At 59.1% G+C, this 25,363-nt stretch carries 21 protein-coding genes and 3 pseudogenes; 12 read left to right on the forward strand and 12 right to left on the reverse strand.

From position 1 onward, the window contains the following. Positions 1 to 198, forward strand: a pseudogene (locus DIE16_RS33945) (ABC transporter ATP-binding protein); the annotation flags it as partial. A gap of 707 nt (positions 199 to 905) precedes the next feature. On the opposite strand, the gene DIE16_RS33950 reads toward DIE16_RS33945, so the two are convergent. Next, complete coding sequence (locus tag DIE16_RS33950) at positions 906 to 1,610, reverse strand: haloacid dehalogenase type II (RefSeq protein WP_124524281.1); 705 nt, start codon at positions 1,608 to 1,610, stop codon at positions 906 to 908. 105 nt (positions 1,611 to 1,715) lie between these two features. Between DIE16_RS33950 and DIE16_RS33955 the strand changes: the two genes are divergently transcribed. Next, positions 1,716 to 2,570 carry a LysR substrate-binding domain-containing protein gene (locus tag DIE16_RS33955; RefSeq protein ID WP_059619746.1) on the forward strand — a complete coding sequence of 285 codons (855 nt, stop codon included), beginning with the start codon at positions 1,716 to 1,718 and terminating at the stop codon, positions 2,568 to 2,570. 187 nt (positions 2,571 to 2,757) lie between these two features. Here the strand turns inward: DIE16_RS33955 and DIE16_RS33960 are convergent, their stop codons facing one another. Continuing rightward, entirely contained in the window at positions 2,758 to 3,672 is a 915-nt protein-coding gene (locus tag DIE16_RS33960; RefSeq protein ID WP_124489509.1) for a LysR family transcriptional regulator, read from the reverse strand. 120 nt (positions 3,673 to 3,792) lie between these two features. On the opposite strand from DIE16_RS33960, the gene DIE16_RS33965 reads away from it, so the two are divergent. The 5 genes from DIE16_RS33965 to DIE16_RS33985 are packed head-to-tail and all read left to right on the forward strand — an operon-like array spanning position 3,793 to position 7,761. After that, complete coding sequence (locus tag DIE16_RS33965; RefSeq protein WP_124524282.1) at positions 3,793 to 4,506, forward strand: type 1 glutamine amidotransferase domain-containing protein; 714 nt, start codon at positions 3,793 to 3,795, stop codon at positions 4,504 to 4,506. A gap of 8 nt (positions 4,507 to 4,514) precedes the next feature. Next, positions 4,515 to 5,369 (forward strand): type 1 glutamine amidotransferase domain-containing protein, encoded by an 855-nt coding sequence (locus DIE16_RS33970; protein WP_260426326.1) that lies wholly within the window; start codon positions 4,515 to 4,517, stop codon positions 5,367 to 5,369. 56 nt (positions 5,370 to 5,425) lie between these two features. Then, complete coding sequence (locus DIE16_RS33975) at positions 5,426 to 6,220, forward strand: SDR family NAD(P)-dependent oxidoreductase (protein ID WP_124524283.1); 795 nt, start codon at positions 5,426 to 5,428, stop codon at positions 6,218 to 6,220. A 14-nt stretch (positions 6,221 to 6,234) separates the two neighbouring features. Then, on the forward strand, positions 6,235 to 6,525 hold the full coding sequence (locus DIE16_RS33980) for a putative quinol monooxygenase (protein ID WP_124524284.1): 291 nt from the start codon (positions 6,235 to 6,237) through the stop codon (positions 6,523 to 6,525). Between the two features lie 30 nt (positions 6,526 to 6,555). Continuing rightward, positions 6,556 to 7,761 carry an L-dopachrome tautomerase-related protein gene (locus DIE16_RS33985; protein WP_124524285.1) on the forward strand — a complete coding sequence of 402 codons (1,206 nt, stop codon included), beginning with the start codon at positions 6,556 to 6,558 and terminating at the stop codon, positions 7,759 to 7,761. 293 nt (positions 7,762 to 8,054) lie between these two features. Here the strand turns inward: DIE16_RS33985 and DIE16_RS33990 are convergent, their stop codons facing one another. After that, entirely contained in the window at positions 8,055 to 8,924 is an 870-nt protein-coding gene (locus tag DIE16_RS33990; protein ID WP_119338660.1) for a LysR family transcriptional regulator, read from the reverse strand. Positions 8,925 to 9,516: 592 nt separating this feature from the next. Here DIE16_RS33990 and DIE16_RS33995 point away from each other — a divergent pair. Next, positions 9,517 to 10,119 carry a hypothetical protein gene (locus DIE16_RS33995; protein ID WP_124469844.1) on the forward strand — a complete coding sequence of 201 codons (603 nt, stop codon included), beginning with the start codon at positions 9,517 to 9,519 and terminating at the stop codon, positions 10,117 to 10,119. A gap of 912 nt (positions 10,120 to 11,031) precedes the next feature. On the opposite strand, the pseudogene DIE16_RS34000 reads toward DIE16_RS33995, so the two are convergent. Further along, positions 11,032 to 11,431, reverse strand: a pseudogene (locus tag DIE16_RS34000) (IS3 family transposase); the annotation flags it as partial. Between the two features lie 72 nt (positions 11,432 to 11,503). Here DIE16_RS34000 and DIE16_RS34005 point away from each other — a divergent pair. Beyond that, positions 11,504 to 12,553, forward strand: coding sequence for an IS110 family transposase (locus DIE16_RS34005; RefSeq protein ID WP_124524286.1), 1,050 nt, complete (start codon positions 11,504 to 11,506; stop codon positions 12,551 to 12,553). 243 nt (positions 12,554 to 12,796) lie between these two features. On the opposite strand, the pseudogene DIE16_RS34010 reads toward DIE16_RS34005, so the two are convergent. The 4 genes and pseudogenes from DIE16_RS34010 to DIE16_RS34025 all read right to left on the reverse strand — a co-directional run. Then, positions 12,797 to 13,051, reverse strand: a pseudogene (locus tag DIE16_RS34010) (transposase); the annotation flags it as partial. A gap of 187 nt (positions 13,052 to 13,238) precedes the next feature. Then, complete coding sequence (locus DIE16_RS34015; protein WP_124524287.1) at positions 13,239 to 14,540, reverse strand: MFS transporter; 1,302 nt, start codon at positions 14,538 to 14,540, stop codon at positions 13,239 to 13,241. A gap of 61 nt (positions 14,541 to 14,601) precedes the next feature. Further along, entirely contained in the window at positions 14,602 to 15,684 is a 1,083-nt protein-coding gene (locus DIE16_RS34020) for a glycerol dehydrogenase (RefSeq protein ID WP_124524288.1), read from the reverse strand. Positions 15,685 to 15,867: 183 nt separating this feature from the next. Further along, positions 15,868 to 16,692: a shikimate dehydrogenase gene (locus DIE16_RS34025; protein WP_124489518.1), complete on the reverse strand. Its 825-nt coding sequence runs from the start codon at positions 16,690 to 16,692 to the stop codon at positions 15,868 to 15,870. A 240-nt stretch (positions 16,693 to 16,932) separates the two neighbouring features. Between DIE16_RS34025 and DIE16_RS34030 the strand changes: the two genes are divergently transcribed. The 3 genes from DIE16_RS34030 to gabD all read left to right on the forward strand — a co-directional run bounded on the left by DIE16_RS34030 (position 16,933) and on the right by gabD (position 20,442). Continuing rightward, positions 16,933 to 17,802 (forward strand): transketolase, encoded by an 870-nt coding sequence (locus DIE16_RS34030; protein ID WP_124524289.1) that lies wholly within the window; start codon positions 16,933 to 16,935, stop codon positions 17,800 to 17,802. Positions 17,803 to 17,804: 2 nt separating this feature from the next. After that, positions 17,805 to 18,791 carry a transketolase family protein gene (locus tag DIE16_RS34035; RefSeq protein ID WP_124524290.1) on the forward strand — a complete coding sequence of 329 codons (987 nt, stop codon included), beginning with the start codon at positions 17,805 to 17,807 and terminating at the stop codon, positions 18,789 to 18,791. Positions 18,792 to 18,960: 169 nt separating this feature from the next. Further along, positions 18,961 to 20,442 (forward strand): NADP-dependent succinate-semialdehyde dehydrogenase, encoded by a 1,482-nt coding sequence (gabD, locus tag DIE16_RS34040; protein ID WP_124489521.1) that lies wholly within the window; start codon positions 18,961 to 18,963, stop codon positions 20,440 to 20,442. A gap of 82 nt (positions 20,443 to 20,524) precedes the next feature. Here gabD and DIE16_RS34045 read toward each other — a convergent pair whose 3' ends face one another. The 4 genes from DIE16_RS34045 to DIE16_RS34060 form a co-directional block, all read right to left on the reverse strand. Then, entirely contained in the window at positions 20,525 to 21,280 is a 756-nt protein-coding gene (locus DIE16_RS34045) for an SDR family NAD(P)-dependent oxidoreductase (protein WP_124489522.1), read from the reverse strand. A gap of 85 nt (positions 21,281 to 21,365) precedes the next feature. Further along, complete coding sequence (locus tag DIE16_RS34050; protein WP_124489523.1) at positions 21,366 to 22,619, reverse strand: sugar ABC transporter substrate-binding protein; 1,254 nt, start codon at positions 22,617 to 22,619, stop codon at positions 21,366 to 21,368. 85 nt (positions 22,620 to 22,704) lie between these two features. Then, a complete protein-coding gene (locus DIE16_RS34055) occupies positions 22,705 to 23,700 on the reverse strand; it encodes an ABC transporter permease (protein WP_124524291.1) in 996 nt (331 codons plus the stop codon). Next, on the reverse strand, positions 23,700 to 25,193 hold the full coding sequence (locus DIE16_RS34060) for a sugar ABC transporter ATP-binding protein (RefSeq protein ID WP_124489525.1): 1,494 nt from the start codon (positions 25,191 to 25,193) through the stop codon (positions 23,700 to 23,702). Before DIE16_RS34060 ends, DIE16_RS34055 begins: the two co-directional genes overlap by 1 nt. Between the last annotated feature and the right edge of the window lie 170 nt (positions 25,194 to 25,363).

Consider the following 25,363-nt stretch of genomic DNA (forward strand, 5'->3'; position numbering starts at 1 on the left):
GTCGAGAAGATCTTCGAAGTGGTGCGCGAGATCTCGAAGGAGGGCATCACGGTGCTGCTGGTCGAGCAGAACGCGCGCCTCGCGCTGCAGGCGGCGGACCGTGGCTACGTGATGGATTCCGGCACGGTCACGATGGAAGGCGACGCGAAGCAGATGCTCGACGATCCGAAGGTGCGGGCTGCGTATCTGGGTGAGTAACCTCGTGAACAAGTGCGGCATGCCGACGATGCTGGTCGAAACGAGCAATGCAGGGAGTGATATCACATGACTTGACTCTCACGCCTTCGTGTCCTGAAAGTCCGGACATTCGCATCGACCGAACCGACTGATTGCGATCGGATGTGTCGAGGCCAGTACCGGACCAATCATGTAGATGATCCAGCCACATGAGCTGGCAGAATGCGTTTGTGCTGGAGCGAACTGAGCTTGAGGCCGTCGTTGGAAGTTGGAGCGCGTTGCATGCAAAGCATCCACGACCTTTGGCATCGGGAGCAAGAGGATCCGACCTGAGCGCCCTTCAACGGCTCAAAGAGAGAAGTCTCAGTCGCCTTACCAAGTAGACCGGCACCATGCCGATCAAGTTTTTCAGCGGCCGGTCCGACAAGTGATCTTGGGAAACCAACGGGTTCTTGCCGGTGTCGGAAGCGGAGCAAGATGGGTGGTGGAGCGGGGCAGTCCTGGAGCGAGAGTCATCCTGATTTGCGTCGGGATTCAGCGTCGACGTTTCGGGTCACCGGATGCAAATCGTTACGTGTCGTTCTGGGATCAGGGTTTATGTGCCGGACCGCGATCAGTATGTCGATGATGAGAAGCGTGTGTGATGTACCCCGATCGGAACGCGTCGCTTCTTCCGGCAATATTGCATGCACTTGGGCAAGCCGTGATCGGGGTAACGGGACAATGGACTACCAGTTGAGCGTAGCAAAGAGTTCCGGTACTTCGTGCAGCGTCTGTAACGTCGCGTCTGGAGTGTAGTCCGGCAGCAATTTTCGACCCGTGCCTCGATCAATCCACACGCAACGAAATCCGATGTCTCGCGCCGCTGCGTGGTCCAGATGCGGGCTGGCGCAAATGTGAACAACGTCGTCCTTCGATACATCAAGCTGTTCGTGCGCGTAATCAAACAGCCGACGTGCTGGTTTGTAGGCCCCGGCCTGTTGTGCAGTAATGACCCTGTCGATATAGCCGCCAAGTTGTGCGACGTTGCCTGCAATAATGTCGTCGTCCGTATTCGAGACAATACACAGACGGTATCCCATTGCTTTCAACTTCCCTAGCGTGCCGACGACCTCGGGAAACGGTGGCATCGCCGCAATCCTCGAAGTCAGCACTGCGGCGTCGCTTTCGCTCCCGGCAAGCCCGAATTCCTCCAGCGCAAGTCGAAGGCCCTGACCGGAAACCTGACGGAAGGTGCGGTGGGGCGATTGCTGCTCGAGCTCATGTTCATACCGGTCGTAAACCTCGATGAATCTGGATGCGTCGACCTCCGTTGCCTGCCGTTTTCCAAGAATCTCGCGTACCGCTGCCAGCAAACCTTCGTCCCATTGAATGAGCGTGCCGTAGCAGTCGAATGTCAGCCATTGTGGCCGACTCGTATCTTTCAGTGACATCATTGTTCCTGTTTGGCTAGAAGACATTCGCATCATAGGCAGAAGGTCTCATATTTAGAAATTAGATAATAAAATCATTGATATTTAAATTTCAAATGACTGACCATGTTTGATCTCGAGCTACTGAAGACGCTGATTTGCGTCGTTGATGAAGGCAGCTTCACTCGTGCAGGCGAACGTGTTCATCGCACGCAGTCGACTGTTAGCCAGCAGGTGCGAAAGCTGGAAGAGTCGGTAGGTCGCCCGCTGCTGCTCAGGGACCGTTCGGGGAATCATGTCGTTGCCACCGAACACGGTGTCTTGCTCGCGCAGTACGCGCGGAGGCTGCTGGCGTTGTCGCAGGAAGCCCGCGAGGTGCTCCAGCGCGACGTCAAGCTTTCGCCGGTTCGAATCGGGGTCCCGGAGGACTTCGATGCGCGGCGCATGTCGGCAATACTCTCGGGTTTTCTGAAGGTCCGACCGGATGTGAGGCTTGAAACGTCGGCGGGTATGAGCGCGGATTTGCAAGGCAAGCTTGCCGCGAGGGAAATAGACCTCGCACTCGTCAAGCGGGAACCCGGCAGAGGCGACTGCTTCGCGGCTTGGCCAGAGTCGCTTGCTTGGGTGCGGGGGCGGGATGCTGATCCCCCGAAGCCGGATTCGGATGAGCCGATCGCGCTTGCGCTTTTTCCCCACGGATGTATTTACCGTCAGCGGGCGATCCGCAGTCTCGACAAGGCGCAGCGTGCCTGGCGCATAGCGTTTGGCAGCCAAAGCCTTACTGCGATTCAGGCAGCGGTCGCCGCAGGTCTGGCTATCTCGGTGCTACCGAAGTCTGCGATCTTGCCGGAGCATCGAGTCTGCACCGATTTGCCTCCATTGCCACCGTCAGAGCTTGCGCTAGTCGGCACCGGCGATATTCTTGACAACGCACAGCGAGATATGGTCGATTTTTTGATCAAGCAAATCAAACGCGCGTAACCGCCCGAATACGAAAAGCCTTAAGACATGCCGGCTTCAGGCTGATTTCAACGTGCTTCGAATCGTTGCATGAAGCCGCTACGCCACTTGCATTCACTAGTGCCGTTCAATCGTGGCAATCAGTGAGCCGTTCGAATTTCCCGAACCCGTGCTGAGCGCTGAGAGTCCATCAACCATCATTCTGCTTTCATTTGGATGAATCGGGGGTAGACGCGACAAGCATGTCGATCAGGGCCCGTGATGCCGCAGACAAGCGACGATGAGGCGCATAAATCACAGAAAACGGCCGTGTGCGGCCACGGAGGTGGGGCAGCAGTTCGACGAGAGTTCCGGCCTGAATCCGGTCCCGAACAATAAAATCATAGGTCTGGCAGATGCCGGCGCCGCTCTGCGCCATTGAAACGACACCCAGCACATCGTCGGAGACCGCGACGTTCGAAGGCGGCAGCCAGTCGATGTCCTGACCGCCGTCCTGGAACACCCACGGTGCGATACGGCCGCTGCTGGGCAGCATGAAAGGCAAGCAAAGGTGGCGCTCCAGATCGGCCACGTTTTCCGGAATGCCAGCATTGGCGATGTAATCGGGCGACGCTACCAGGCATAACGCTGCATCTTCGAGCTTGCGCGCGACCAGTCCACTGTCGGGCAATGCGCCTAGCCGGATCGCCAGATCGAAACCTTCGGCCACCAGATCGACGTTCCGGTTCGCGATATTCAACTCCACGCGAACCTGCGGGTGTTGCTGCGTGAACTGCCGAAGCAGCGGTGGCAGACGATAGTGTCCGTACGTCGTCGGTACGCTGAGCCGGACATGACCTGTCAGCGCGCCGTCCTGCCCCTGAATGGCGCGCTCGGCATCGTCGATCAACAAGAACGCTGCGCGCGATTGTTCCAGATAGAGCCTGCCTTGCTCCGTCAGGCTCAACCGTCGGGTCGAACGACGCAGCAATTGCACACCCAGCCGAGTCTCCAGGCGCGTGATAGCTCGGCTCAGAACCGAAGGTGTGCTGCCTAAGGCCACCGCGCCGGCGGTCATCGAGCCTTTTTCAATTACCGTGACAAACGCTTCCACATCACCGAGATGGTCGAATCTTCGCCCCATCTTGTCCTCCGGAGAACAGAAGATTTACTTCTGACTCAGTTTATCTCCTCCATTGAGTCAAATAAAGTGGGCGCATTGTGATCCGTCGTCGGGTCACCCACTGAAATCGAGGAGCGAACCATGAATAGTGAACATCGCGACCGGCAGGACTTGTCCGTGCTGTTCGTACTCACGAGCCACGCGACGAAAGGCTCGACCGGCGAGCCGACCGGGTTTTATCTCGGCGAAGTGACGCATCCGCTTGCCGAGCTCGACGCGGCCGGCATCCCGGTCGAATTCGCGTCGATTCTGGGCGGCGAGCCGCCCGTCGACGGGCTTGACCTGACGGACGAAGTCAACGTGCGCTATTGGAACGACAGTGCTTTCCGCGACGCGCTGCGCCACACGCAGAGACTGGGCGATGTCGACGCGTCGAAATATGCGGCTGTCTTCTTTGCAGGCGGCCACGGTGCGATGTGGGATTTTCCGGGCAATCCCGACGTGCAAAAGGTGACTCGCGCGGTCTATGAGGCAGGTGGTGTGGTCGGTGCGGTATGTCATGGCCCCGCCGCGCTGGTGGATGTGACCCTCGGCGACGGAACGTACCTGGTCGCCGGCAAGAACCTCAGCGCATTCACGGATGAAGAGGAGCGCGCGGTTCAGCTCGATCGCGTCGTGCCTTTCCTGCTCGCGAGCACGTTGACACAGCGCGGCGCGCATCACCATCCCGTACCGAATTGGACGGCGAAGGTCGTCGTCGACGGACGTCTCGTGACCGGCCAGAACCCGCAGTCGGCTTCCGGCGTTGGCGCGGCGATCCGTTATCTGTTGCTGAATCACTCAGGGCAGGCCTGAAATTCCCCATGGAGAACGCTATGCATTCGATGCGCAAGCTCGCCGTTGCCGCCATGCTCGGCATTGCAGCGTACAGCGCTCACGCGGCCAACGTGCTCGTGGTGTTGTCGGATTCCGATCACCTCGATCTGAAGGACGGCAAGGTCTTCGCGACGGGCTTCTACCTGAACGAACTGATGCAGCCCGTGAAGGCCTTGCTTGATGCCGGCCACCAGGTGACCTTCGCCACGCCCGAGGGCAACGCGCCCGCGATGGATGCGACGTCTGCCGACAAGATGTACTTCAACGGCGACGAAAAGGCGATGCGCGGTTACCAGGCTTTGCTCGACAAGCTGCAAATCACGTCGCGCTCGCACTCTCCCGTGATCAGTCTGTCGCGGGTGGAGCAGATCGGTTACGGGCACTTCGATGCCGTCTATGTTCCCGGCGGCCACGCGCCGATGCAGGATCTTCTGACCAGCCCCGCGGTGGGCCGACTGCTGGCCGATTTTCACGCGCGCGGCAAGACCACGGCGCTCGTTTGTCATGGTCCGATTGCGTTGCTGTCGACCCTGCCCGATGCACAGGGCTTTGCACGAAAGCTCGCCTCGGGGAACGCGAGCGGCAGCTACCCGAAATGGATCTATTCCGGTTACCGCATGACGGTGATCAGCAACGCGGAAGAGGAGCAGGCAAAAGGACTGCTTGGCGGCGGAGTGATGAAGTTCTATCCGCAGACCGCGCTGCAGCAGGCCGGCGGCATCTATAGCAGCAACGAGGTGCCATTTACCGCGCACATGGTGACCGACCGCGAATTGATCACCGGTCAGAATCCGGCCTCCGCACTCGACGTCGCGGGCGAGATGCTGAAGCGGCTGAAGTAATGCCACGCAATGGACCGGCGTAGCCGGTCCTTCGACGAGCAAGGGAGAAGCAAACGGTGGATCTGCAACTTGAAGGTAAAACTGCCATCGTCACCGGCGCCACCGCTGGCATCGGTATGGCCATTGCACGAACGTTGGCCGGCGAAGGTGTGTCGGTCACGATCACCGGGCGTCAGCGTGACAAACTCGACACCGCCGTCGCCGAGATATCCGCTACCGCGCATCGCGGCAGCGTGCGCGGAATCGTCGCCGATGTGAGCGGCAAGCGAGGTGTCGCGGAACTGATCGAAGCGCAGCCGGATACGGATATTCTCGTGAATAACCTTGGCTACTACGAATCCAGGGCCTTCGCCGAGATCACTGATGACGAATGGCTGCGAATGATCGATGTCAACGTTATGTCGGGCGTACGGCTGTCACGTCATTACTTTCCTCGCATGCTTGCGAAGAACTGGGGGCGTGTCATCTTCATGTCCAGCGAAGTCGGGGCGTTCACGCCGCCGGACATGGTGCACTACGGTGTCAGCAAATCGGCCCAGCTCGCCGTCTCGCGCGGAATGGCCGAACTGACGAAGGGTACGGGTGTGACCGTCAACAGCGTACTGCCGTCCGCTACGCGCTCCAAAGGCATCGTCGCGTATTTGCGGCAGACCGCGCCACGGCCCGATATGACCGATGCGGAAATCGAATCCCACTTCTTCGACACGTATCGTCCGAGCTCACTGATCACCCGCATGATCGAGGCCGACGAGATTGCCGCCATAGTGGCGTTGCTGGTCAGTCCTTTGGGTGCCGCATCCAACGGTGCTGCGGTGCGCGTCGAAGGCGGCACTTTTCGGTCGATTCTGTGAACAGGTGCCTCGATATGTCAGCCCACGTCATTGTCGCACTCGTAGAGGCGAAGCACGGTTGCGAAGCGGCGCTGGTTCAAGCCCAGCAGGAACTCGTCGAGATGGCGCGCCACCAGCCCGGCTGCCTCAGTTACGAACTGCATGAATCGCTGGATCAGCCGGGGATGGTCGTCTTTTTTGAGCAATGGGCGGACCGCGCGTCGTGGGAGTACCACATGCGCAGCCCGCTGATGGACGCATTCCGCGCGACCGCCGGTCAATGGATCGAAAACTTCAAATTGCTGCATCTGCATCAAGTCGCATAACCACATCTAACGAATTCACCATCCTTCATCATGTTCGAGCGATTGAGTCGAGTTACGTCATTTGCTTTCGCAATTGCCTTCATCAGTTGCGCGACCGCAGCGACTGCGGTGGCCGATACCCGGCTCGAACGCTGGCGGAGCTACGCCGGAGTAAGTTGGGAGATTCCGAAAGACGGTGGGGATCCCGCGCCGTTCGCTGGCTCGGTCAATGCGCCGATTGCCGGGCTTCATTTCGACGCACGCGGTACCGCATATGTGAGTACCCCGCGGTTTGTCGCCGCGTCGACACCGGCGACGCTGAGCAGGCTGGATACTCGGGCAACTACCGGCCCGGCGCGACTGACGCCATTTCCGTCAATGGAAGGCAATTCCACAGCAACTGCTCCGAGCGAGCATTTGCGCAACGTGCTGGGCTTCTACGTCGATCGGAAAAACGACTGGCTCTGGGCACTTGACATGGGGTTCGTTGCCGGCGAATCGGAGGCACCTGCTGGAGCCCAGAAAATCGTGGTGTTCGATCTGAAATCCGGACGAATCGTGAAGCGCATCGCCCTCGACGGTGTGGCCGATCGTGTCGGCAGCTTCCTCAACGACATCGTCGTCGACGAACACAGGCGCATCGCGTATGTTTCCGACAGTGGCTCGCGCAGTTCACCGCATAACAAGGTCGGACTGATCGTCGCCGATTTTGCGTCAGGCACGGCGCGACGTGTGCTGGACGGGCATCCGTATTTGCAGGTCGAAGCGGGGGTAAAGGTCGTCTCCCATGGCGTTGAAGTATGGCCGGAAAAGCCGCTGCTGATAGGTATCAATGGTATCGCGCTGTCGCCGGACGGTGCGACGCTGTATTGGACCGTGACGACAGGAACACGCGCACGTTCGGTTCCGACCGCCGTTCTTAGGCTGCACGGTGCAACAGATGAGCAGATCGCCACGGAGATTCGTGATCTTGGTGCTGTCGGTGGCAACACGGACGGAATCGTGACGGATTCGCACGGTGTGCTCTACATTACCGATGTCACGCACAATGGCATCGTGAAGTACGAACCGGGCACGAAATCGATGTCGTTGATCGCATCCGACGATGGCGTGCATTGGCCGGACACTCCGGCTCTGCTTCCGACCGGCGATCTCGTCTTCACGTCGAGCGCGCTGAGTGACCATGTCGCAGGTCTGGTCCCAAACGGTCACGAGCGCTACGAGTTATGGCGGATATCGATCGGCGGCGGCAAGTAATTGGGAGTCGGGGCTGCATCTGTATTGGGCGACAGCCGTTTTATGGCCAACCGAGAATAGAACGGCGTGTGCGCTTGCGGCATTGGCTCCTGGTGTGACGGCGAAGGGTGCTGAAAGCCATGTGCCTGAGCAACCTGAAATTGCGCGGTTAAATTCGGCGATCCGATACGAGTCCGTTTATGCCTTGTGTCGAAACCGTGGCTGTTTCAGATCATTCTCCGGCGCTCTGATTCATCGCCGCGAGAGGATGTTGATCATCGGCGAATAGACTGATCTCTTACGCCATCATTCCTTTAATTTTCCTGATCGTCTAGGATTTTTTCGATTTCACTGCAAAGAAAAATTACGAGAGGACGTTGTTCAAAGCTGACTGGATTCACTTTTGCAATTAAGGCAAGTTCGGTCCCCGGTAAATCGGGCAGCTTATCGGAGGACGACAGGATTCGATGGGAGGGCAAGACGGCAGATCTTGGCAATACGCCAACGGCCAAGCCGGCAGATACCGCGGCTTGAATTCCGGTCAAGCTGGGACTTTCGAAACCAACTCTCCATCGTATTCCTGCTTTTTTGAGAGCATATACCGCTCGTGCCCTGTAGATGCATCCTCGAGGAAAGACTGCCAATGGCAACACGTCGTACGGCGTGACAGTCTGCCGGTTTGTCACCCAGACGACGGACTCTGGCCAAGACGCCACACACGCCCCCGTTCCGGGTTCCCGTTTTACCAAGGCGAGTTGAAGCTGATCAGCAGCAAGCTTCGCATGCAGATCAATACTCATGCCGCTTGCTATTTCAAGTCGAATGGACGGGTTTATACAGGCGAATCCGGAAAGAACTTGCGTAATCCGGTCGACCCGAAAATCTTCTGGTATTCCAATTCGAATTTGAATCAAATCCCGGTTGGCCGCAAGAGCATTTTTTGCTTCCTGGGCAAGTTCAATAAGACGACGCGCGTAGGTCGCCAATATTTCACCCTGTTCCGTGACGACAACATTGTTACCACTTCTATCACGGACGAGCAACGTGTGTCCAAGTGATCTCTCGAGCCTCGATATTTGTTGACTTACTGTGGATTGCGTCTTGTGGATTCTCTCCGCGGTTCTCGTAAAGTTCCGCTCTTCGACGACGCACAGCAGGGTGTTCAATAGATCGAGGTCAATCATTATCGGGATGTGCTGAATCTCGGAATTAAAAACGGTAATTCATTTCCTTGACGATTGTCATTCGGTGGCGCGGAACAATAGTTTTGCTCGACGGATCAAGATTTCCGTCTTGCTTGGAGCGCCATCCATGGAATTGTCGCGAATCGCATGTGGTGGCTGGGAGTAAGGCGGTTTGGCATTTGATGAATAAAATGGGAGTTTTTGATCTTCACATATTCAAATAGTCGATCGTGATTGTATGTGGAATGGCTGAGCTGGTGTGCATGAGAGGCATATTATTATAATTAATAACACTTATCGAGATATTTAATTTCCTCGTAAAAATGAGGCGGGTTAGGCTGCGGGTTGTAAATTGGAGTCAAGAATGAGTTATGGTCGTGTGGGGTGGTGTCACGGCCCGGTGGTGCTTCCGAGGTAATTATCCGAATGGGACCCGCTGCACGGTATTCGATGCGGCTTTTTGCAAATATCGATTCGCTGTAATGATGCGGTGTGCTGATGTATTGGTTGTTTTGTTGTGGGTGGTTATTTGAAACTTAGAAACTTTCAATGAATTTGGGGGTGTCGGATGAGGTGGCGCATTGCGTTGTTCATGGGAATTTCGTCGCTTGCGGTCAGTGCGTGTGGAGGGGATGACGGAGCTGTAGGTTCTCCTGCCAGTGTGCTGACGCAGCAGTCTGCATCCGGGCAGCAGTTCGAATCGAACTCCCTTTCGACCGCCGGGAAAAATTCCGTCGCGATCGATAAGGACTATTCCGTAAGAAAATCTGCATGGGTCAACTTGTCGAGTGGATCCATGGGGATTGCAATGCAAGAACTTGGCCGTTCTGCAACAATCCAGTCCAGCGATTCGGTGAATCCCGCAATTCAGAATCAATTTGACGGGGTGATTGTGAACGCAGATGAAGATTTCGGTCGCTATAAAGAGAAAGTATCCAGTGCGCTGAACGAAGGCTATCTGATAATCATCGATTCATCGGGGAGTGCCGATAGTCAACAGCGCGTTCTCGACCTTAGTATCGAACTGGCCCATGTCGGGCGCAAAGCAGCGGTTGCGTTGCTGTATAAGGGGGCGCCGGATGAGGGGGTAGGCGTACTCGCATTTGATGCCGCAGAGCGAGATGAGTTGGCCACGCTCTTGCCCAAACTCGGGCGACGTGGAAGCGATTCGTTGATTAAACAAAAAACGCAATGATTGCGGGGTGAATCGAATGAAAATTGAATCCTCTCGATATGCCGTTCTGGCAACATTGCTCGCGGCTTGCCTGGGCTTGCTTTCCCAAAATAGTCACGCTCTCGCTACCGGAACAACGAAGTGGGTGACGGATCCAACGATTTCCGCTGATCGAAATAATTCGTATATTTCGTACTATTCCAATCAAGGTGCCCAAGGAACGTATTGGGTGTGGAGGGTCCAAAAATATTATCCCGAATTTACGCTCAGTTGCAGTACGCCGTCGAATAGTGGATGCACAGCGAACAAGACAGAAGGCCGTAGCACGTCGATCACGAGGCAGTGGACGATCGGTATCGATTTATCCCCGACCTTCAAAAGCCAAGGCGGCGGCCTAAGTGCCTCCTATAGTCAGGCCGTGACGCAAGAGCAGAGTTTCACCATTGGGCAAACAATCTATGTGCCATCCGGATCTACGGCGTATGCGATGATAATCGCGCTCGATAAGTACATTCCAGCGGCGGATTATAGAGGTGTTTGGAGGGCGACGGGAAAAAGGCAGAATCCGACGTGTACCCAGTGGGGTTGTGGACCTTATCGTTACGAAATGCGATGGGATAACGACTATACATTCTCAACATGGAAGGGCCATATGGTGACGTATCACCGTGCTTTCATGTGTGCGACAAGAGATACCGTCGCGCCCCGAGTCGGGGACGGCCCGCCGAAGGGTTGCTCGTTGCCACCGATACCGTATTGACTTGGACGAAGGCCCTGGCAGGCTCCGCCCCTTTTTCGTCGAGGGGCGATCGGCCGTGCGGGGCCAGATTGTTTCGATGAGTGATGGGCCCGATTTGAGTGAAATCGTACCGTCGCGCAGAACGGCGAACCAGCAGTTGAAGTGACTAGCGGTGATCGACGAGTACGCGCGTGAATGGCCGTTGGCGCACGCGTCGAATACGAAGTCGTACGCCCAAACGTGTCGTGCCGCCGTCGCCGGCTGCGGCCGAGGGCGATGGACCGACACGCGTCGACGGGGTCGCTTGCGCGGCACCTGCAACCCGGCAAGACGCCACAGCCGCCAAGCCCGGTCGGCGCTCATCGGGTGACCTTGCCGCTCCAGAAAGATCTGGATGCGGCGGTAACCATAACGCGGATATTGCGCCGACAGAATGCTCATCGCTGCCAGCACCGGCGCGTCCCGCACGGCCAGCGTCGATTCGTAATGCAGCGCCGATCGGGCGACCGACATCAGCGCGCACGCACGTCGCTCCGACAGGCCCCGTGCTTTCGCGTAGGTGACCTGCTGGCGTCGGGCGGGCGCGCTCACCACTAATAGGATGGTCCGCCCCTCCCGCAGTCGCATAATCGGCGGTGACACGTACAGCTTCCGAGGAGGTGTGTCATGAGTCAGCCTGTCAAACCTGTCGTGGTTCGCATGGGCATCGACATCGGCAAATCAGCGTTTCACGTCGTCGGACTCGATTTCGCTGGCAAGCCGGTGTTCAGAAGCCGCTTCACTCGCGAACGCCTCATCGAATTTCTCGCCCGTGCGTCACCAACAGTTGTCGGGATGGAGGCCTGCCCCGGCAGTAACTGGCTTGCTCGTAAGGCCGTCCTCTCAGGTCACGAGGTCCGGATAGTCCCCGCGCAGTTCGTCAAACCGTTCGTCAAGTCCAACAAGACGGACATGATCGACGCAGAGGCGATTGCCGAAGCGATTTCCCGTCCCACCATGCGCTTCGCACAGCCGAAGACAGAGGCCCAGCTCGATTTACAAGCGCTACACCGTGTCCGGCAACGACTCGTCTCCAACAAGATGTCCGTCATCAATCAGGCCCGTGCTTTTCTACTCGAATACGGTCTCACCATCAGTGTCGGCGCCGCATACTTCGTCCGTGACATGCCGTCGATTCTCTCAGATGACCAAAACGGACTGACTCCGTCGATGCGCCGCCTGCTCGAGGAGCTATGGCAGGAATATCGTTCCATCGAGGCACGTCTGCTGCAACTTCGGCAGCAAATCGAATCTATTGCCAGCGCCGACGATGCTGCCACGCGACTGACATCAGTCCCGGGTATCGGCCAACTCACAGCGACGGCCATTACTGCTTTCGCCGGAACAGGCACTCAATTCAAATCCGGTCGGCATCTGGCGGCCTGGCTTGGGCTTGTGCCGAAGGAATTCTCGACGGGTGGCAAACAGTGCTTGCTCGGAATCAGTAAGCGCGGCAATCCCTATTTGCGCAAGCTGCTTGTGCACGGCGCTCGTTCCTGTGTGCTGCATCTCGATCGAACAAAAGATCATCTCGGTGCCTGGATAGGCCGAATGGAAGCACGGGGCATACATCGCAACAAAGTCATCGTCGCTTTGGCCAACAAGCTCGCAAGAATTGCGTGGGCCGTACTGACCCGACAAGGCGCGTTCTATCTTAGGCAACCGAAACAGCAGTAGGAGGCAATGAACACCCTTCCAAGTTTGCAGGCTGATACCTGATGACGAAACTGTGCTACGGCGTTCGGTAAACCCGGGACAAAAAAGCGGTCCTTGAGGTCAGTCCATTTATTGGGAACCGAGCGCGCATATCCCATCATGGCCTTGCCGCCAAAAGCGGCTGACTCGCGAGAGGCCGGATACATTTACGCAGACTGCTTCGTCACACAGAACCCGCTTGCAAAACCGGGGCGGACCATACATTTTTGCGTTGATCTCTTTCATCACGTCCAGCTCGAGATCGCGCTCGGCCAGCATCTTCTTCAGCCGCGCATTCTCTTGCTCGAGCTGCTTGAGCCGCTTCACGTCGGCAGCCTCCAGCCCGCCGAAATGTTGTCGCCAGTTGTAAATGGTTTGCTCGCTGACCCCGTGCTTCTTCGCAACTTCCGCGACCGGCGCCTTGTCCGCCTCGCGCAGGATGGTGACCATCTGTTCTTCGGTAAACCGGCTCTTCTTCATGACTTCCTTTTCTCCGTTGGAAGCCATTCTCTCAAGTTTCAACTGGTCCGAAAATTCCAGGGCAGGTCATCTTCCGTAAACTTGCTCGTCTTCATGACATGGCCTTCGTGTCCCAGTCGGACACGTCATGTCGAATTTCTCCAGTTTTGACCCTGACTATTTCCTAGATCAGGGTCGGTATCCAAGCTCATTCGATATCGTCCAGCTTTACCCCGGTGTTGTTTTTCCATGTCAGCACGGCGCAACTCGCGACTACGGCCACCACGATAAGATAGACATTGAATAGCTGCCCCCTGTTGATGGAATACAACCATGCATTCAGATATGAGGCGGTGCCGCCGAAGAATGCGACCGCAAGTGAAATGAAGAAGCCGAAGAGACGGGTGCGGTAGCGTGTCGGCACTTGTTCCGAAATGGCTGCAGGCTTGCTCCCGGTGATAAATGCAACGAGCACGAGCCCAACCGATTGCGTGACAAGCAACGTCCACGGCTCGCTGGAAATCAAGCTCCAGAGCGGAAAGATGGTGATCGAGATGCCGAGTAGCGAGATGAGCGTTGTAACCTTGCGTCCTGTGAAATCGGAAAGGCGTCCAATGAGCGGAAGCGCGATCAGATAGATCACCTGGGCAATGCAACTCATTGCGAACGCGCGGTGCGGATCCATGTGCTTGACACTGATTGCATAGATGGCCGCGGACGTTACCCACGTATAGTAGGTAAGCGTCGAACCGGCCTCATACACGAACAGCTTCAAGCCTTCACGCACGACCTTGGCCCGTGGCCACGGTTTATGACGGGCGTTAGTCGAAGCGTCAACGCTGATGCTCTCCACCATATTGCGGCGCAGCCATAGCGCGAATATCGCGAGAAACCCGCCTGACGCGAACGGCACCCGCCATCCCCAGTCCTGCATGGCGTTCGGTGAAAGGAACGCCGTGAGCGACGCAAGAAAAAAGGTGGCAAGCAGCGAGCCGGCGCCGACCGAAATGAACACGGCACTCGACCACAAACCACGCTGCGCCGGAGGAGCGATTTCGGCAACGTAGGCGTAGGACGCAGTTGTTTCGCCGCCGTGCGCCGCACCCTGCACGAGTCGCGCTACCAGCAATGCAGCCGAGGCCCAACTGCCGATTGCGTCATATGGCGGGATGATCGCGATCAGAAGGCTCGCGAACGCCATGAGGAGCATCGTACTCAAGAGTACCGAGCGGCGCCCGATCCGGTTGGCGATCGCGCCGAATACGATGCCACCCAACGGGCGGGCGAAGAAGCCTGCAGCGAATACGGCCAGCGTACCGAGCAGCGACGATGTCTTGTTCGTATTATCGAACAGCGCGCCAGCAATATAGACCGATGCGACCGTGTAGACCGTCCAGTCGAACCATTCGAGTAAATTGCCGAGGCTGGACGCGATCAAGGATCGCCGATGAGATGAAGGTTGCGACGTGGCACGTCGCGACGACGAGGAAAGATGAGAAAGGTAAGTCATGAAGTCTCCAATTTATTGTCGCGGGAAATGTTTTCGCGCCCGGTTCGCGCTGCCTGTGGGCTCAGGCAGTAGCGTGGTCGATGGCTTCCATTGCCGCGACGATGTCCGCGATGCCGAGCGTGCGCTCGAAATTTGCCGAGTAGGGTGCTTGTAACGTGAAGCGAGCGACGGTCTCGTAGTGCTCGCGAGTGACGACGCCAGAACCCAGGTCGCACAAGCGGACCGGCAGACCAATGCGCGCATAGAGGCCGATCATGTCGCGCATGAAGTCCGGTGCTCGACGTTCGAGATGTAGTTGAACGAGCAGCGCGTACGCGACCTGCAAGCCGTGTGGTGCCCGCGCCGACGTTTCGAGCCGGGACAGGCCACGCGTCATCGAGTGCGCGATCGATAGCCCCGCGCTTTCGAAGCCCAGGCCGCTCATCAGAATGACGGCTTCGACAAGCCGGTCGAATACCGGAGCAGTGCGGCCGTGCTTGAGCTCGGCCAGCGCCGTCTCCGCGTGGGCGCGAATGATCGAAAAGCACTCGCGCGCGAGTACGTACGCAGAGTAGGACGGCCTGGCGCCGAACATGTTTTTGCCGTCGCTGTGCAGGCACTGCTCTGCTTCGAAGTATTTGCTGATCGCATCACCGATGCCGGCAAGCAGAAAATGTGTCGGCGCCTGCGCGATCAACGTTGTGTCAACCAACACGTACGTGGCGCTGCGCCGCAAGTGCCTGACCGCCACGAGTTGATGATCCTCGTCGTAAACCACATAGTTTTTGGAAGTTGGGGAGTCGTTCGATGCAACGGTGGGCACGGTGATCAACGCGCAATGTGCAGCATCGACAAGCGCCTTTCCAGCGTCGAGCGTTTTGCCGCCACCGATCGCAACAACGACTTCGTGGTCGAACGAATGCGCGGCCTGCTCGAGCTCGCGAATCTTTCGATCCGTAAGTTCACCGCTGAACGCAATCCAGCGTACGTCGATTTCGTGCGCGGCGCACGAGGCCGCGATTCGCGATCCGAACTGTTCTTTCACGAAGCAGTCGCAAAGGATCAGCGCACGCTCCGAGCATTCGCGAATGTATTGACCGATATCGTCAAGGAGTCCGTCGCCCTGGATGTATCGGCCCGGAGAGCCAAAAATGAGTGCAGTCATGATTTCGAGTACCGGTCGAATAGAATTAGATATGGAATCCTGAACAGATGAATCTCATCGGATGCATCAGTGACTAGGGTGCAGTAAGCGTGCCGGAATCGCCGATCGGTTTGCTTGCAAGGACCGCGTATCTGGGTGGCGAGCTCGCTGAGACGTTGGGCGACAAGGACGCCAGCCTCAGCCTTACGCATTCACGGTGGTGAGCAGGAATTCGACAAAGTGATCGAGTTGCGACATAACCATGTGTTCGCCACGGTGAGTGCGGGCGCCACGCGCTTCAGCTTCTACCAGAAGCCGCGTGACCGCGGGCTGCATGATCACCTCAGCGACGACCATTGCGGGCGTCAGCTTCGACGTGTCGCAGGGCAGCGCGTCGTCAGGTTTCAGACCTAGCGACGTTGCGTTGATCACGATGTCGTGATTGCCTGGCTCGTCGCTGCCCGCTTTTACCTCGCAGTTCGGCACTGCCTTTCCGACGAGTGCCGCCAGGTCGCTTGCTTTTTCTCGACTGCGGTTCGCGATCGTCAGCCGTGCAATGCCCTCGCGCGCCAGTGCCAACGCAAGGGCAGTCGCCGCTCCACCTGCGCCAAGCAAAAGCACGCGCTTGCCCGCGAGCGCGATGCCCTCGCGCAGCATGCCGGCGACAAAACCGGAACCGTCATACATTCGCCCCGTGTAACTGCCGCTCGCGTTGCGGCGGACCGCGTTCACAACGCCGAGCAACGATGCGTCGCCATCGAGTTCCTCACACAGTTCTGCCGCCGCCTGCTTGTGCGGAATAGTGAGCACGACACCGGCCAGATTGGCGATGTGCCGCAGTCCGTCCCATGCCTGCGTCAGATGCTCGGGACGCACGGCCCACGGAACCATGATCGCGTTGATGTTCTTCCTCGCGCAAAGGGCATTGAACAGTGTGGGCGTCCGGACGTGAGCGGACGGCCACGCCATCAGGACGATAACCTGTGTTTCGCCATTGACCGTGGGCGAGGAGGGTGGAGTGGTCATCATGCGTGTCTCCGTGTTGTTTGAAGATATATGATGCATCATTTGAGGGCGATACGGCAAGGTCAATTTGCGGAGCGCGATTCATGATTGCCGGAATGCCACGCGTACACATCGACAACAGAAGACAGGGCACGTCGATCATTGCGCTATCATGATATATGATGCATCATGTATGAAACGAAGGCGGAATGCCGAGTCTTGCCGCGCTCGCCTCGTTCCTTTCAGGTTCCAATAGGAGACTCTATGTCGACAGCATTGCAGGAGAGCGATCAGGCGCTTTCCAGGGAGACGCTCGCGCAGTTGCGCGAGAAGGCGCAATTCGTCCGCCTCGAGACGATTCGTCTGATAGAAATCGCGAAGACGGGACACTACACGTCGGTGTTTTCCGCAGCCGAAATCTTTGCCGCGCTTTACTACGACGTCATGGCACTGCGTGCCGGCAACCCGCAATGGAAGGATCGCGACCGGTTCACGATGGGCAAAGGGCACGCGGCCGTCGGACTTTTTCCCATTCTTGCGGACTACGGGTTCATCGACCGGGAGACGCTCGATGGCTACTCCCGTCTCGGCAATCCGCTCGGCGATCATCCGGACATGACCAAGGTTCCGGGCGTCGATTTCAGCTCGGGGTCGATCGGCCACGCGCTATCGAACGGTGCCGGCATGGCCAAGGCGGCGCAGATGGCAGGCAGCCCCTTCAAGGTTTTTACGTTGCTGGGTGACGGCGAAATGCAGGAGGGGCAGGTATGGGAAGCCGCGCTGTTCGCCGCGCATCACCGCCTCTCGAACCTCATCGCGATTGTCGATCGCAACGGCTATCAACTCGACGGCAAGGTCGACGACGTCATCGGTATCGAATCGCTTGCGGAGAAGTGGCGCGCCTTCGGCTGGGAGACGCATGAAGTAGACGGCCACGATCTGACCGCCCTCGTGCCGCTGCTGCGTCGTGTGAAGGCCGACCCGGTGCGCAGCAAGCCGGTCTGCATCATCGCGAAGACGGTCAAGGGCAAGGGCGTGTCGTACATGGAAACCGAACCCGGCTGGCATCTCGGCTATCTGGCACCCGATGACGCGCAACGGGCGATCGAAGAAATCAAGAGCAAGGTGATCTAAGCATGTCTACTCCGCAAAATCCCGATTCGTGGCAGTACCGCGCGCTCAACGCGCGCAATCCTGGCCTCGACTATCTGTCCGATGCGCTCATCGATCTCGCGCGCGAAGGTCATCCCGTCGTCGCCGGCTCCGCCGATCTCCAGTATTCGAACGGCTTGAACAAGTTCGCCGGCGAATTCCCGGAGCGCTACGTGCAATTCGGCATCTCGGAGCAGAACATGGTTTCCGCCGCCGCCGGCATGGCGACCACGGGCCTCATGCCGTTCGTCGCGACCTTCGCATCGTTTCTCGGCCTGCTGTGCTGCGAGCAGATTCGCATGGATGTCGCGTACTGCAAGCTGCCGGTGCGGCTCGTGGGTCACCATACCGGCATCTCGCTCGGCTTCTACGGTACCTCGCACCATGCAACGGAAGACATCTCGACGATGCGCGCGATTGCGAATCTGACCGTCATTTCGCCCGCCGACGGCGCGCAGCTCGCCGCCGCGATCCGCGCGTCGGCCACGTGGCCCGATCCGATCTACTTCCGCATCGGACGCGGGCGGGATCCGAAAGTCTATGAGGATGGTGTCGAGTTCACGATCGGCAAAGCCATCGTTCATTCGGTGGGACGCGACGTCGTCATTATCGGCTGCGGATTGCCGGTCGCCGGTGCACTCGAAGCGGCTGACAATCTGAGGGCGGAAGGCATTTCGGCGGGCGTGATCGACATGCCGACCATCAAGCCGCTCGACCGTGACGCCATTATCGCGGCGGCGCGACAGTCGAAGGTGCTCGTCACGGTCGAAGAGCACAACGTGATCGGCGGGCTGGGTGCGGCGGTGGCCGAGGTCCTGGCCGACGAGGGGCTCGGCGTGCGGCTCGTGCGGCACGGAATCTACGACGAGTACAGCCTGATCGCACCGCCGACGCATCTGTATGCGCACTACGAACTCGACGGTCCCGGGATCACCCGCGTTGCGCGAGCCGCGCTCGCGAAGGCGACCTGACGTGCCAGCCGCCCGCAAAACAGCTCACCGTATCGCGGGCGGCACGCGGTAATCGAGGTGTTTACGGTACGCGAAGGGTGGCAGCGACGCGCTGGCTCGCGAAGCCATCTCCCGACATCGGAACTCGGGCGCCACCACTTCGCGCCGGTTCTGATAAACGGGAGTAGCGATGTTGAATGACGATGGCTGGCGCGGCGCGGAGCTGCGCGATATGGATCTGTTGAGAGACGCGTGCCTGATCGGCAGTGAGTGGGGCGCGGCCGATGACGGCACGACCATTGACGTGTTCAATCCGGCAACCGGCGCGTTGCTTGGCACGGTCCCTCGGATGGGCACGGTCGAGACACGCCGCGCGATCGATGCGGCTGCGCAGGCGCTGCCGCATTGGCGTGCGAAAACGGCAAAGGAGCGCGCCGCGTTGCTGCGCCGTTGGTACGAGCTGATGCGCGAACATCGCGACGATCTGGCGAAAATCATGACGCTCGAACAGGGCAAGCCGCTGAACGAGAGCCGCGGTGAAATCGACTACGCGGCGTCGTTTGTCGAGTGGTTCGCCGAAGAGGGCAAACGGGTTTATGGCGACACGATTCCGTCGCCGGCCGGCGACAAGCGAATCGTCGTACTGAAGCAACCCATCGGTGTCTGTGCGGCCATCACGCCATGGAACTTCCCGGCCGCGATGCTCACGCGAAAACTCGCGCCGGCGCTGGCCGCCGGCTGTACGATGGTACTCAAGCCTGCGAGTCAAACCCCGTTCAGTGCGTTGGCGCTGTGCGTGCTCGCCGCACGCGCCGGTATTCCGTACGGAGTAATTTCGTGCGTGACGGGCAAAGCGAATCAGATCGGTGCGGAACTCACGTCGAATCCACTCGTGCGCAAATTGTCGTTTACCGGCTCGACGGAAATCGGCAAACAACTGCTGGCCCAGTGTGCCGCAACGGTCAAGAAGACATCGATGGAACTAGGCGGTAACGCACCGTTCATCGTGTTCGACGATGCCGACCTCGATGCGGCAGTGCGCGGTGCGATCGCGTCGAAATATCGCAATGCCGGTCAAACCTGCGTGTGCGCCAACCGCCTGCTCGTGCAGGATGGCATTTACGACCGCTTCGTCGCGCGACTCGCGGAGGCCGTCGGCAAGCTGGTGGTCGGCAACGGCCTGGACGAACGCGTCACGATCGGGCCGCTGATCGATGCCGCTGCCGTTTCGAAGGTCGAAGAGCATGTGCAGGATGCGCTCGCGAAGGGCGCACGTGTCGTGGCCGGCGGCAAGCGCGCTGCGCAGGGGGCGAATTTCTTCGAGCCGACTATCCTGGCCGACGCCACACGCGACATGCGCATCTTTGACGAAGAGACTTTCGGCCCGATTGCGCCGATCTTCCGGTTCAAGACGGAATCGGAAGCCATCGCGCTCGCAAACGATACGCCGTTCGGGCTTGCTTCGTATTTCTACGGGTGTGATATCGCGCGGGTGTGGCGTGTCGCGGAGGCGCTCGAGTACGGAATGGTCGGCATCAACGACGGAATCGTGTCGACCGAAGTCGCGCCGTTCGGCGGCGTCAAGGAAAGCGGCCTTGGCAGGGAAGGATCGCGTTATGGCCTCGACGACTATCTCGAGATCAAGTATCTGTGCTTCGGCGGCATCGCCTGATCGCCGAACGTGCGGAAAAGGAAATGGCCGCCACGGGCGGCCGTTTTTGGCTGATCGGCTTCGAACGCCGTATCGAATCGGCCTAGAAGCCGGACACATATCCTCCGTCGACGGGCAGCGTCACCCCGGTCACGAAAGCCGCGGCGGGTGACGCGAGAAACACCGCCGCGCCCGCGAGATCCCCTGCTTCGCCCCAGCGACCGAGAGCGGAACGCGACACGATCTTGCGCGACAACTCTTCCGATTCCCAGAATATCCGCGTCATGTCGGTTCGATGGTAACCGGGAGCGATCGCATTCACGCGCACGCCGCGCGGCCCGTATTCATGGGCCAGCGAGCGAGTCAGACCGACCACGCCGGTCTTGCTGGCGCAGTAGGCCGGTACGTCGGCGTCGGCGAGGTAGCTGAGCATGGACGCGATATTGACAATCGAGCCGCGCGACTGTTCGAGGAGCGGGCGTGCGGCCTGCGACACGCGCATTACGCTACGCAGGTTGACGTCGAGTACATCGCTAAACACATCATCCGCGTATTCGTCGCGCGGGCGAGCGACGCCGGCCGCGTTGACGAGCACGTCAAGGCGGCCGAGGCTGCCGAAGAATGCGTCGATTTCGCCGTGGCTGCGCACGTCCAGCGCGGCAAAACGCAGGCCGGTCAGCGACGCCTCGTTGCGTAGCGCGTCGAGCTTCGTTGCGGATGAGCCCGTGGCGATGGTATGCGCGCCGAGTCGGTGGAACGCACGCGCGATGGCAAGCCCGATGCCGCTCGTCGCGCCGGAAACGAGCACGTGCCGTCCTGTAAAAAGATTGTCGCGAAAACTGTCGGTGTCAAAGCTCATGAAGTGAATCTCCAGTGAAAGCACGCGGCGTGCGGACCAAGGCAGTGCACGCCCTTGCATTACATGCGGAACAAAGCGAAACGAATTAGTTGCTTGTGCCTTGCGCCCGAATCTCCGAAATCGACCGGACGGGCGGAATCGTGTACTTGTAGAAGAGGTTCGCCGGATTCGGATCGATCTTCTGGTCGACGTTGCCTTGCGTGATGATTGCCGGCGGGAAACCGGAGCCCATGGGCAGATTGTTCGCATCGACGCGCCGCGTGAACGCGTTGTGGATGAATTCGATGGCAGCCACACCGGTCTGCTCGCCGGAGTTTTCGCCGGACACGAGGATGTTGCCCTTCTTGATCTGGTCAAGCTCTCCACGGTAACCGCCGGCTGCATCGGCGATGCGTATCTTCCCCTGCTTGCCCATGTTTCGTACGGCGCGCAATGCGCCGAGCCCCATGAAGTCGTTCTCGGAGAGGATGAAATTCAGCTTGTTGCCGTGCGCGGAGAGAATATCTTCAGTTGCTGCGAGGCTGCCTTCCTCGGTCCACTTGCCTACGCCCAGCGCGAGTACGTTGAATCTGATGTCCGGGGCGCTCAGCTTGCCGGTTTTCTTCAAGGTCTGGAACAGTTCGAAGCCGCGCAACATGGCGTCCTCTCGGCTCGCGCTTGTGGTGCGCTCGCGCATGCGCTGATCGACGATGCCCGCGATCAGTCCGTTGATGCGGCTTTCCGACGTCGAGTTTCCGAGCACGCCGATGACGACGGCTGCGTCGATCGGCGTGTCTTTGCCTGCCTCCTTCGCCACGTACCGGCCTACCTCGAAACCGCTTGCATAGGGGTTGCCAAGCAGTGTGGTGAGCACTCGGGCGCTCGCGTCCGGCGTGGTGCCGACGGTGACGACCGGAATGCCGGCATCGACGGCGCGATTGATGCATGCGGACACACCTAGCGTATCGGTCGGATCGACCACAATGACGTCCATTTTGCGCGTGACGAAGTTGTCGATCTGCGCGCATTGGCGCTGCAGATCGCCGTCGGCCACTTGCACGTCGATCGAGTAACCGTATTTCGCCGCACTCTGCCGTGCCCCCTTGATGAGCTCAACGAACCACGGATTGCCCAGCGTGATGTCGGTCCAGCCTATTTTTAGCTGGTTCGGATTGGCCGGCTGCTTCGGCCATGCCTTGCGGACCGCCGTTCGATCGGGCAGGGCCGGATCCACCACACCGGACAGTGCCGTATTCGGCAGAAGCGTGTAGATCTTTGCCTTGGCCTGGCTGTGGACAGGGGCGGTGATGCCGAACGCCAGCACGGTGGCGACGGCGAGTGCTCTGCGAGCAACATTCATTTCAGTCTCCTGAATAATATTGTTGGATGAAAGAAAAGATGAAGCGGAGGGGCCGCGTGGCGGCCCGGGCGGATGGAGAAGTGGTTTAGCGTTGGCCGATAGGTTGGACCAGCACGGCAAGAACGATGATGGCGCCTTTGATGATCTGTTGCGGATAAACAGGCACGCTCAGGAGATTCATCACATTGCCGATCAGGCCCAGCACGAGCACGCCGATCACCGTGTTGAGAACCGATCCCTTCCCGCCCGAGAGCAACGCGCCACCGATCACGCACGTCGCGATGCCGTCGAGTTCCAGGCCGACGCCGGTGATCGGCGTGCCAACACCCGTGCGTGCCGTGAAAACGATGCCGGCGACGGCGCTCAGCGCACCGGAAATCACGTAGACGCAGAACTTGTAACCGCGCTCGGAAATACCTGCCAGCCGCACGGCCGTCTCATTGCTGCCCGTGGCGACGACCATGCGTCCAAACGTGGTGTAGGTCATCAGGAAGTAGAACAGCAGCGCGATGACCACGCCGAGCACGACCGGCCATGGCACGTTGATCCAAGGAGCGCTGCCGCTGCCGAATTCATTGAGCAATTCCGCCGCCGGCAGATCGAGCGGCAGCATCGTCGGCTGGCCATTCGACATCATGTATGTGATTCCGCGTGCGATGGTCATCATGGCAAGCGTGACGATGAATGGCGCGAGACCGAGGGCGGTCACGAGTACACCGTTGAACGCCCCGAAAAGCGCACCGAGCATCACGGCCAGCACGACCGAGAGGAGGAGCCCGGTCATGCCGCCGAACGGCATCGCCGGGACCAGCATGGCTACCAGCAGGCCGCCCGCCGCTGCGATCGACCCCACCGACAGGTCGATGCCGCCCGTATTGATCACGAGTAACATGCCGAGGCTGACGAACAGCAGGGGTGTCAATTGCCGTAGCAGGTTATAGAGGTTTTCCTGGCTCAGAAACGCGGGCGACATGACGCTCGATACGACGAACAGCACGATCAGCATGATCAACGCGTTATGGCGCAACAGACCGCGGAGCAGCGGAACATCGGTGCGCTGTGTTTGCATGATTCCTTCCATTACTTGACTCCCATGGCCAGCGATATCAGCGACTTTTCGTTGATGGCGGGGCCGCTGAGTTCGCCCGCAATACGGCCCGCACGCATGACGAGCACGCGGTCGCACAGGCCGATGATCTCCGGCATGTCGGAGGAGACCACGATGACGGCGACGCCGGCGCGTGCGAGATCGTTGATGACGTGATAGATCTCGATCTTGGCGCCGATATCGACGCCCCGCGTCGGCTCGTCAAGGATCAGTACCCGGCAGCCGTTCGAGAGCCACTTCATCAGCGCGACTTTCTGCTGATTGCCACCCGAGAGCGTCGATACGTCGACGTCGGTATCGCGCGCCTTCACCCGCAGCTGTTTGATCAGTTCGCGCGTGCGCACGCGCTCGGCACGATGATCGAGAATGCAGCGCAGGTGCGCGAGCGTGTTGCGCGGCGTCATCATCGCGTTTGCGCGGATCGGCATGTTCAGGAGCACGCCTTGCTGTTTGCGGTCCTCGGGCAGCATCCCGATACCGCTCTCGATGCCGTGGCGGGGACGCTTCAGCTTTGCGACTGGACGGCCGTCGACCCGAATTTCGCCGCTGCTCCTGCGGTCCGCACCGAAGATCGCGCGCATCGTCTCCGTTCGGCCTGCGCCGACGAGGCCGCTGAAGCCCAGCACCTCGCCCGCGCGCACGTGAAAAGAGACGTCGCGCACGCGTTCGCCTGCGCAAAGGCCGCGTATTTCCAGCCGTGTGTCGCCGATGCACGCGTCGCGCTTCGGAAAGAGATCCTGCAGCTCTCGGCCGACCATCAGCTGAACGAGGCGATTTTCGTCGATGTCGGCAATGCGCACCGTGCTGACGAAGGTGCCGTCCTTGAGCACGGTGGCGCTGTCGCACAGCCGGAAGATTTCTTCCAGCCGGTGCGAGATGTAAATGACGCATACGCCATCACGCTTGAGTCGCTCGAGCAGGGCGAACAGACGCGTCGTTTCGCGCGCGGTGAGCACGGCCGTCGGTTCGTCGAATACGAGAACACGCGACGTGCGCGAGAGCGCCTTGCAGATCTCGACGATCTGCTGCTCGGCGACCGACAGCGTTGAGACGGGACGCGACACGTCCAACTCACCGAAGCCGAGCGCATCCAGTTGTTCGCGGGCGCGCGCCTTCAGTTTCGACCAGCGGATGATCGACGTTCCCGCGCCGAGGTCGTGCAGAAAGATGTTCTCCGCGACGGATAAATGCTTTGCGAGCGAGAACTCCTGATGAATGACGGAGATTCCGTGCGCCTGCGCGGCGTGCGGGCTGTCGATTGGAAGGTGGCGACCGTCCAGCAGGATCTCGCCTTCGTCAGGCGTGTGCGCACCCGCCAGTATTTTCATGAGCGTCGATTTGCCCGCACCGTTTTCGCCCATCAGCGCGTGTACCTGACCGCCGTGCGCTTCCAGGCTGACGTTGCGCAGCGCCTGTACGCCACCGAAGTGCTTGCTGATGTTGCGCATGATCAAGTGGTTGCTCATCGTCTCCTCTGTAATCCTGTTTGCCATGGGCGGTGTTCATTGCTGCCCGTAAGTGAAAGCGTGTCATCTTGCGGCGATTGAGAATGGATGATGCATCATATATTCAAGATGGCCTGACTTAGATGGGTATTTCCCCTAGGCGCTGCGAAGCCATACGACCACGGTCGTTG

Source organism: Burkholderia sp. Bp9090 (genome assembly GCF_003857985.1).
In the GTDB taxonomy this organism is placed as follows: domain Bacteria; phylum Pseudomonadota; class Gammaproteobacteria; order Burkholderiales; family Burkholderiaceae; genus Burkholderia.

Coding starts and splice junctions, on each gene's coding strand:
- DIE16_RS33950 (WP_124524281.1), bottom strand. CDS start 1,610: ATGTCACTGAAAGATACGAGTCGGCCACAATGGCTGACATTCGACTGC.
- DIE16_RS33955 (WP_059619746.1), top strand. CDS start 1,716: ATGTTTGATCTCGAGCTACTGAAGACGCTGATTTGCGTCGTTGATGAA.
- DIE16_RS33960 (WP_124489509.1), bottom strand. CDS start 3,672: ATGGGGCGAAGATTCGACCATCTCGGTGATGTGGAAGCGTTTGTCACG.
- DIE16_RS33965 (WP_124524282.1), top strand. CDS start 3,793: ATGAATAGTGAACATCGCGACCGGCAGGACTTGTCCGTGCTGTTCGTA.
- DIE16_RS33970 (WP_260426326.1), top strand. CDS start 4,515: ATGGAGAACGCTATGCATTCGATGCGCAAGCTCGCCGTTGCCGCCATG.
- DIE16_RS33980 (WP_124524284.1), top strand. CDS start 6,235: ATGTCAGCCCACGTCATTGTCGCACTCGTAGAGGCGAAGCACGGTTGC.
- DIE16_RS33985 (WP_124524285.1), top strand. CDS start 6,556: ATGTTCGAGCGATTGAGTCGAGTTACGTCATTTGCTTTCGCAATTGCC.
- DIE16_RS33990 (WP_119338660.1), bottom strand. CDS start 8,924: ATGATTGACCTCGATCTATTGAACACCCTGCTGTGCGTCGTCGAAGAG.
- DIE16_RS33995 (WP_124469844.1), top strand. CDS start 9,517: ATGGGAATTTCGTCGCTTGCGGTCAGTGCGTGTGGAGGGGATGACGGA.
- DIE16_RS34005 (WP_124524286.1), top strand. CDS start 11,504: ATGAGTCAGCCTGTCAAACCTGTCGTGGTTCGCATGGGCATCGACATC.
- DIE16_RS34015 (WP_124524287.1), bottom strand. CDS start 14,540: ATGACTTACCTTTCTCATCTTTCCTCGTCGTCGCGACGTGCCACGTCG.
- DIE16_RS34020 (WP_124524288.1), bottom strand. CDS start 15,684: ATGACTGCACTCATTTTTGGCTCTCCGGGCCGATACATCCAGGGCGAC.
- DIE16_RS34025 (WP_124489518.1), bottom strand. CDS start 16,692: ATGATGACCACTCCACCCTCCTCGCCCACGGTCAATGGCGAAACACAG.
- DIE16_RS34030 (WP_124524289.1), top strand. CDS start 16,933: ATGTCGACAGCATTGCAGGAGAGCGATCAGGCGCTTTCCAGGGAGACG.
- DIE16_RS34035 (WP_124524290.1), top strand. CDS start 17,805: ATGTCTACTCCGCAAAATCCCGATTCGTGGCAGTACCGCGCGCTCAAC.
- gabD (WP_124489521.1), top strand. CDS start 18,961: ATGTTGAATGACGATGGCTGGCGCGGCGCGGAGCTGCGCGATATGGAT.
- DIE16_RS34045 (WP_124489522.1), bottom strand. CDS start 21,280: ATGAGCTTTGACACCGACAGTTTTCGCGACAATCTTTTTACAGGACGG.
- DIE16_RS34050 (WP_124489523.1), bottom strand. CDS start 22,619: ATGAATGTTGCTCGCAGAGCACTCGCCGTCGCCACCGTGCTGGCGTTC.
- DIE16_RS34055 (WP_124524291.1), bottom strand. CDS start 23,700: ATGGAAGGAATCATGCAAACACAGCGCACCGATGTTCCGCTGCTCCGC.
- DIE16_RS34060 (WP_124489525.1), bottom strand. CDS start 25,193: ATGAGCAACCACTTGATCATGCGCAACATCAGCAAGCACTTCGGTGGC.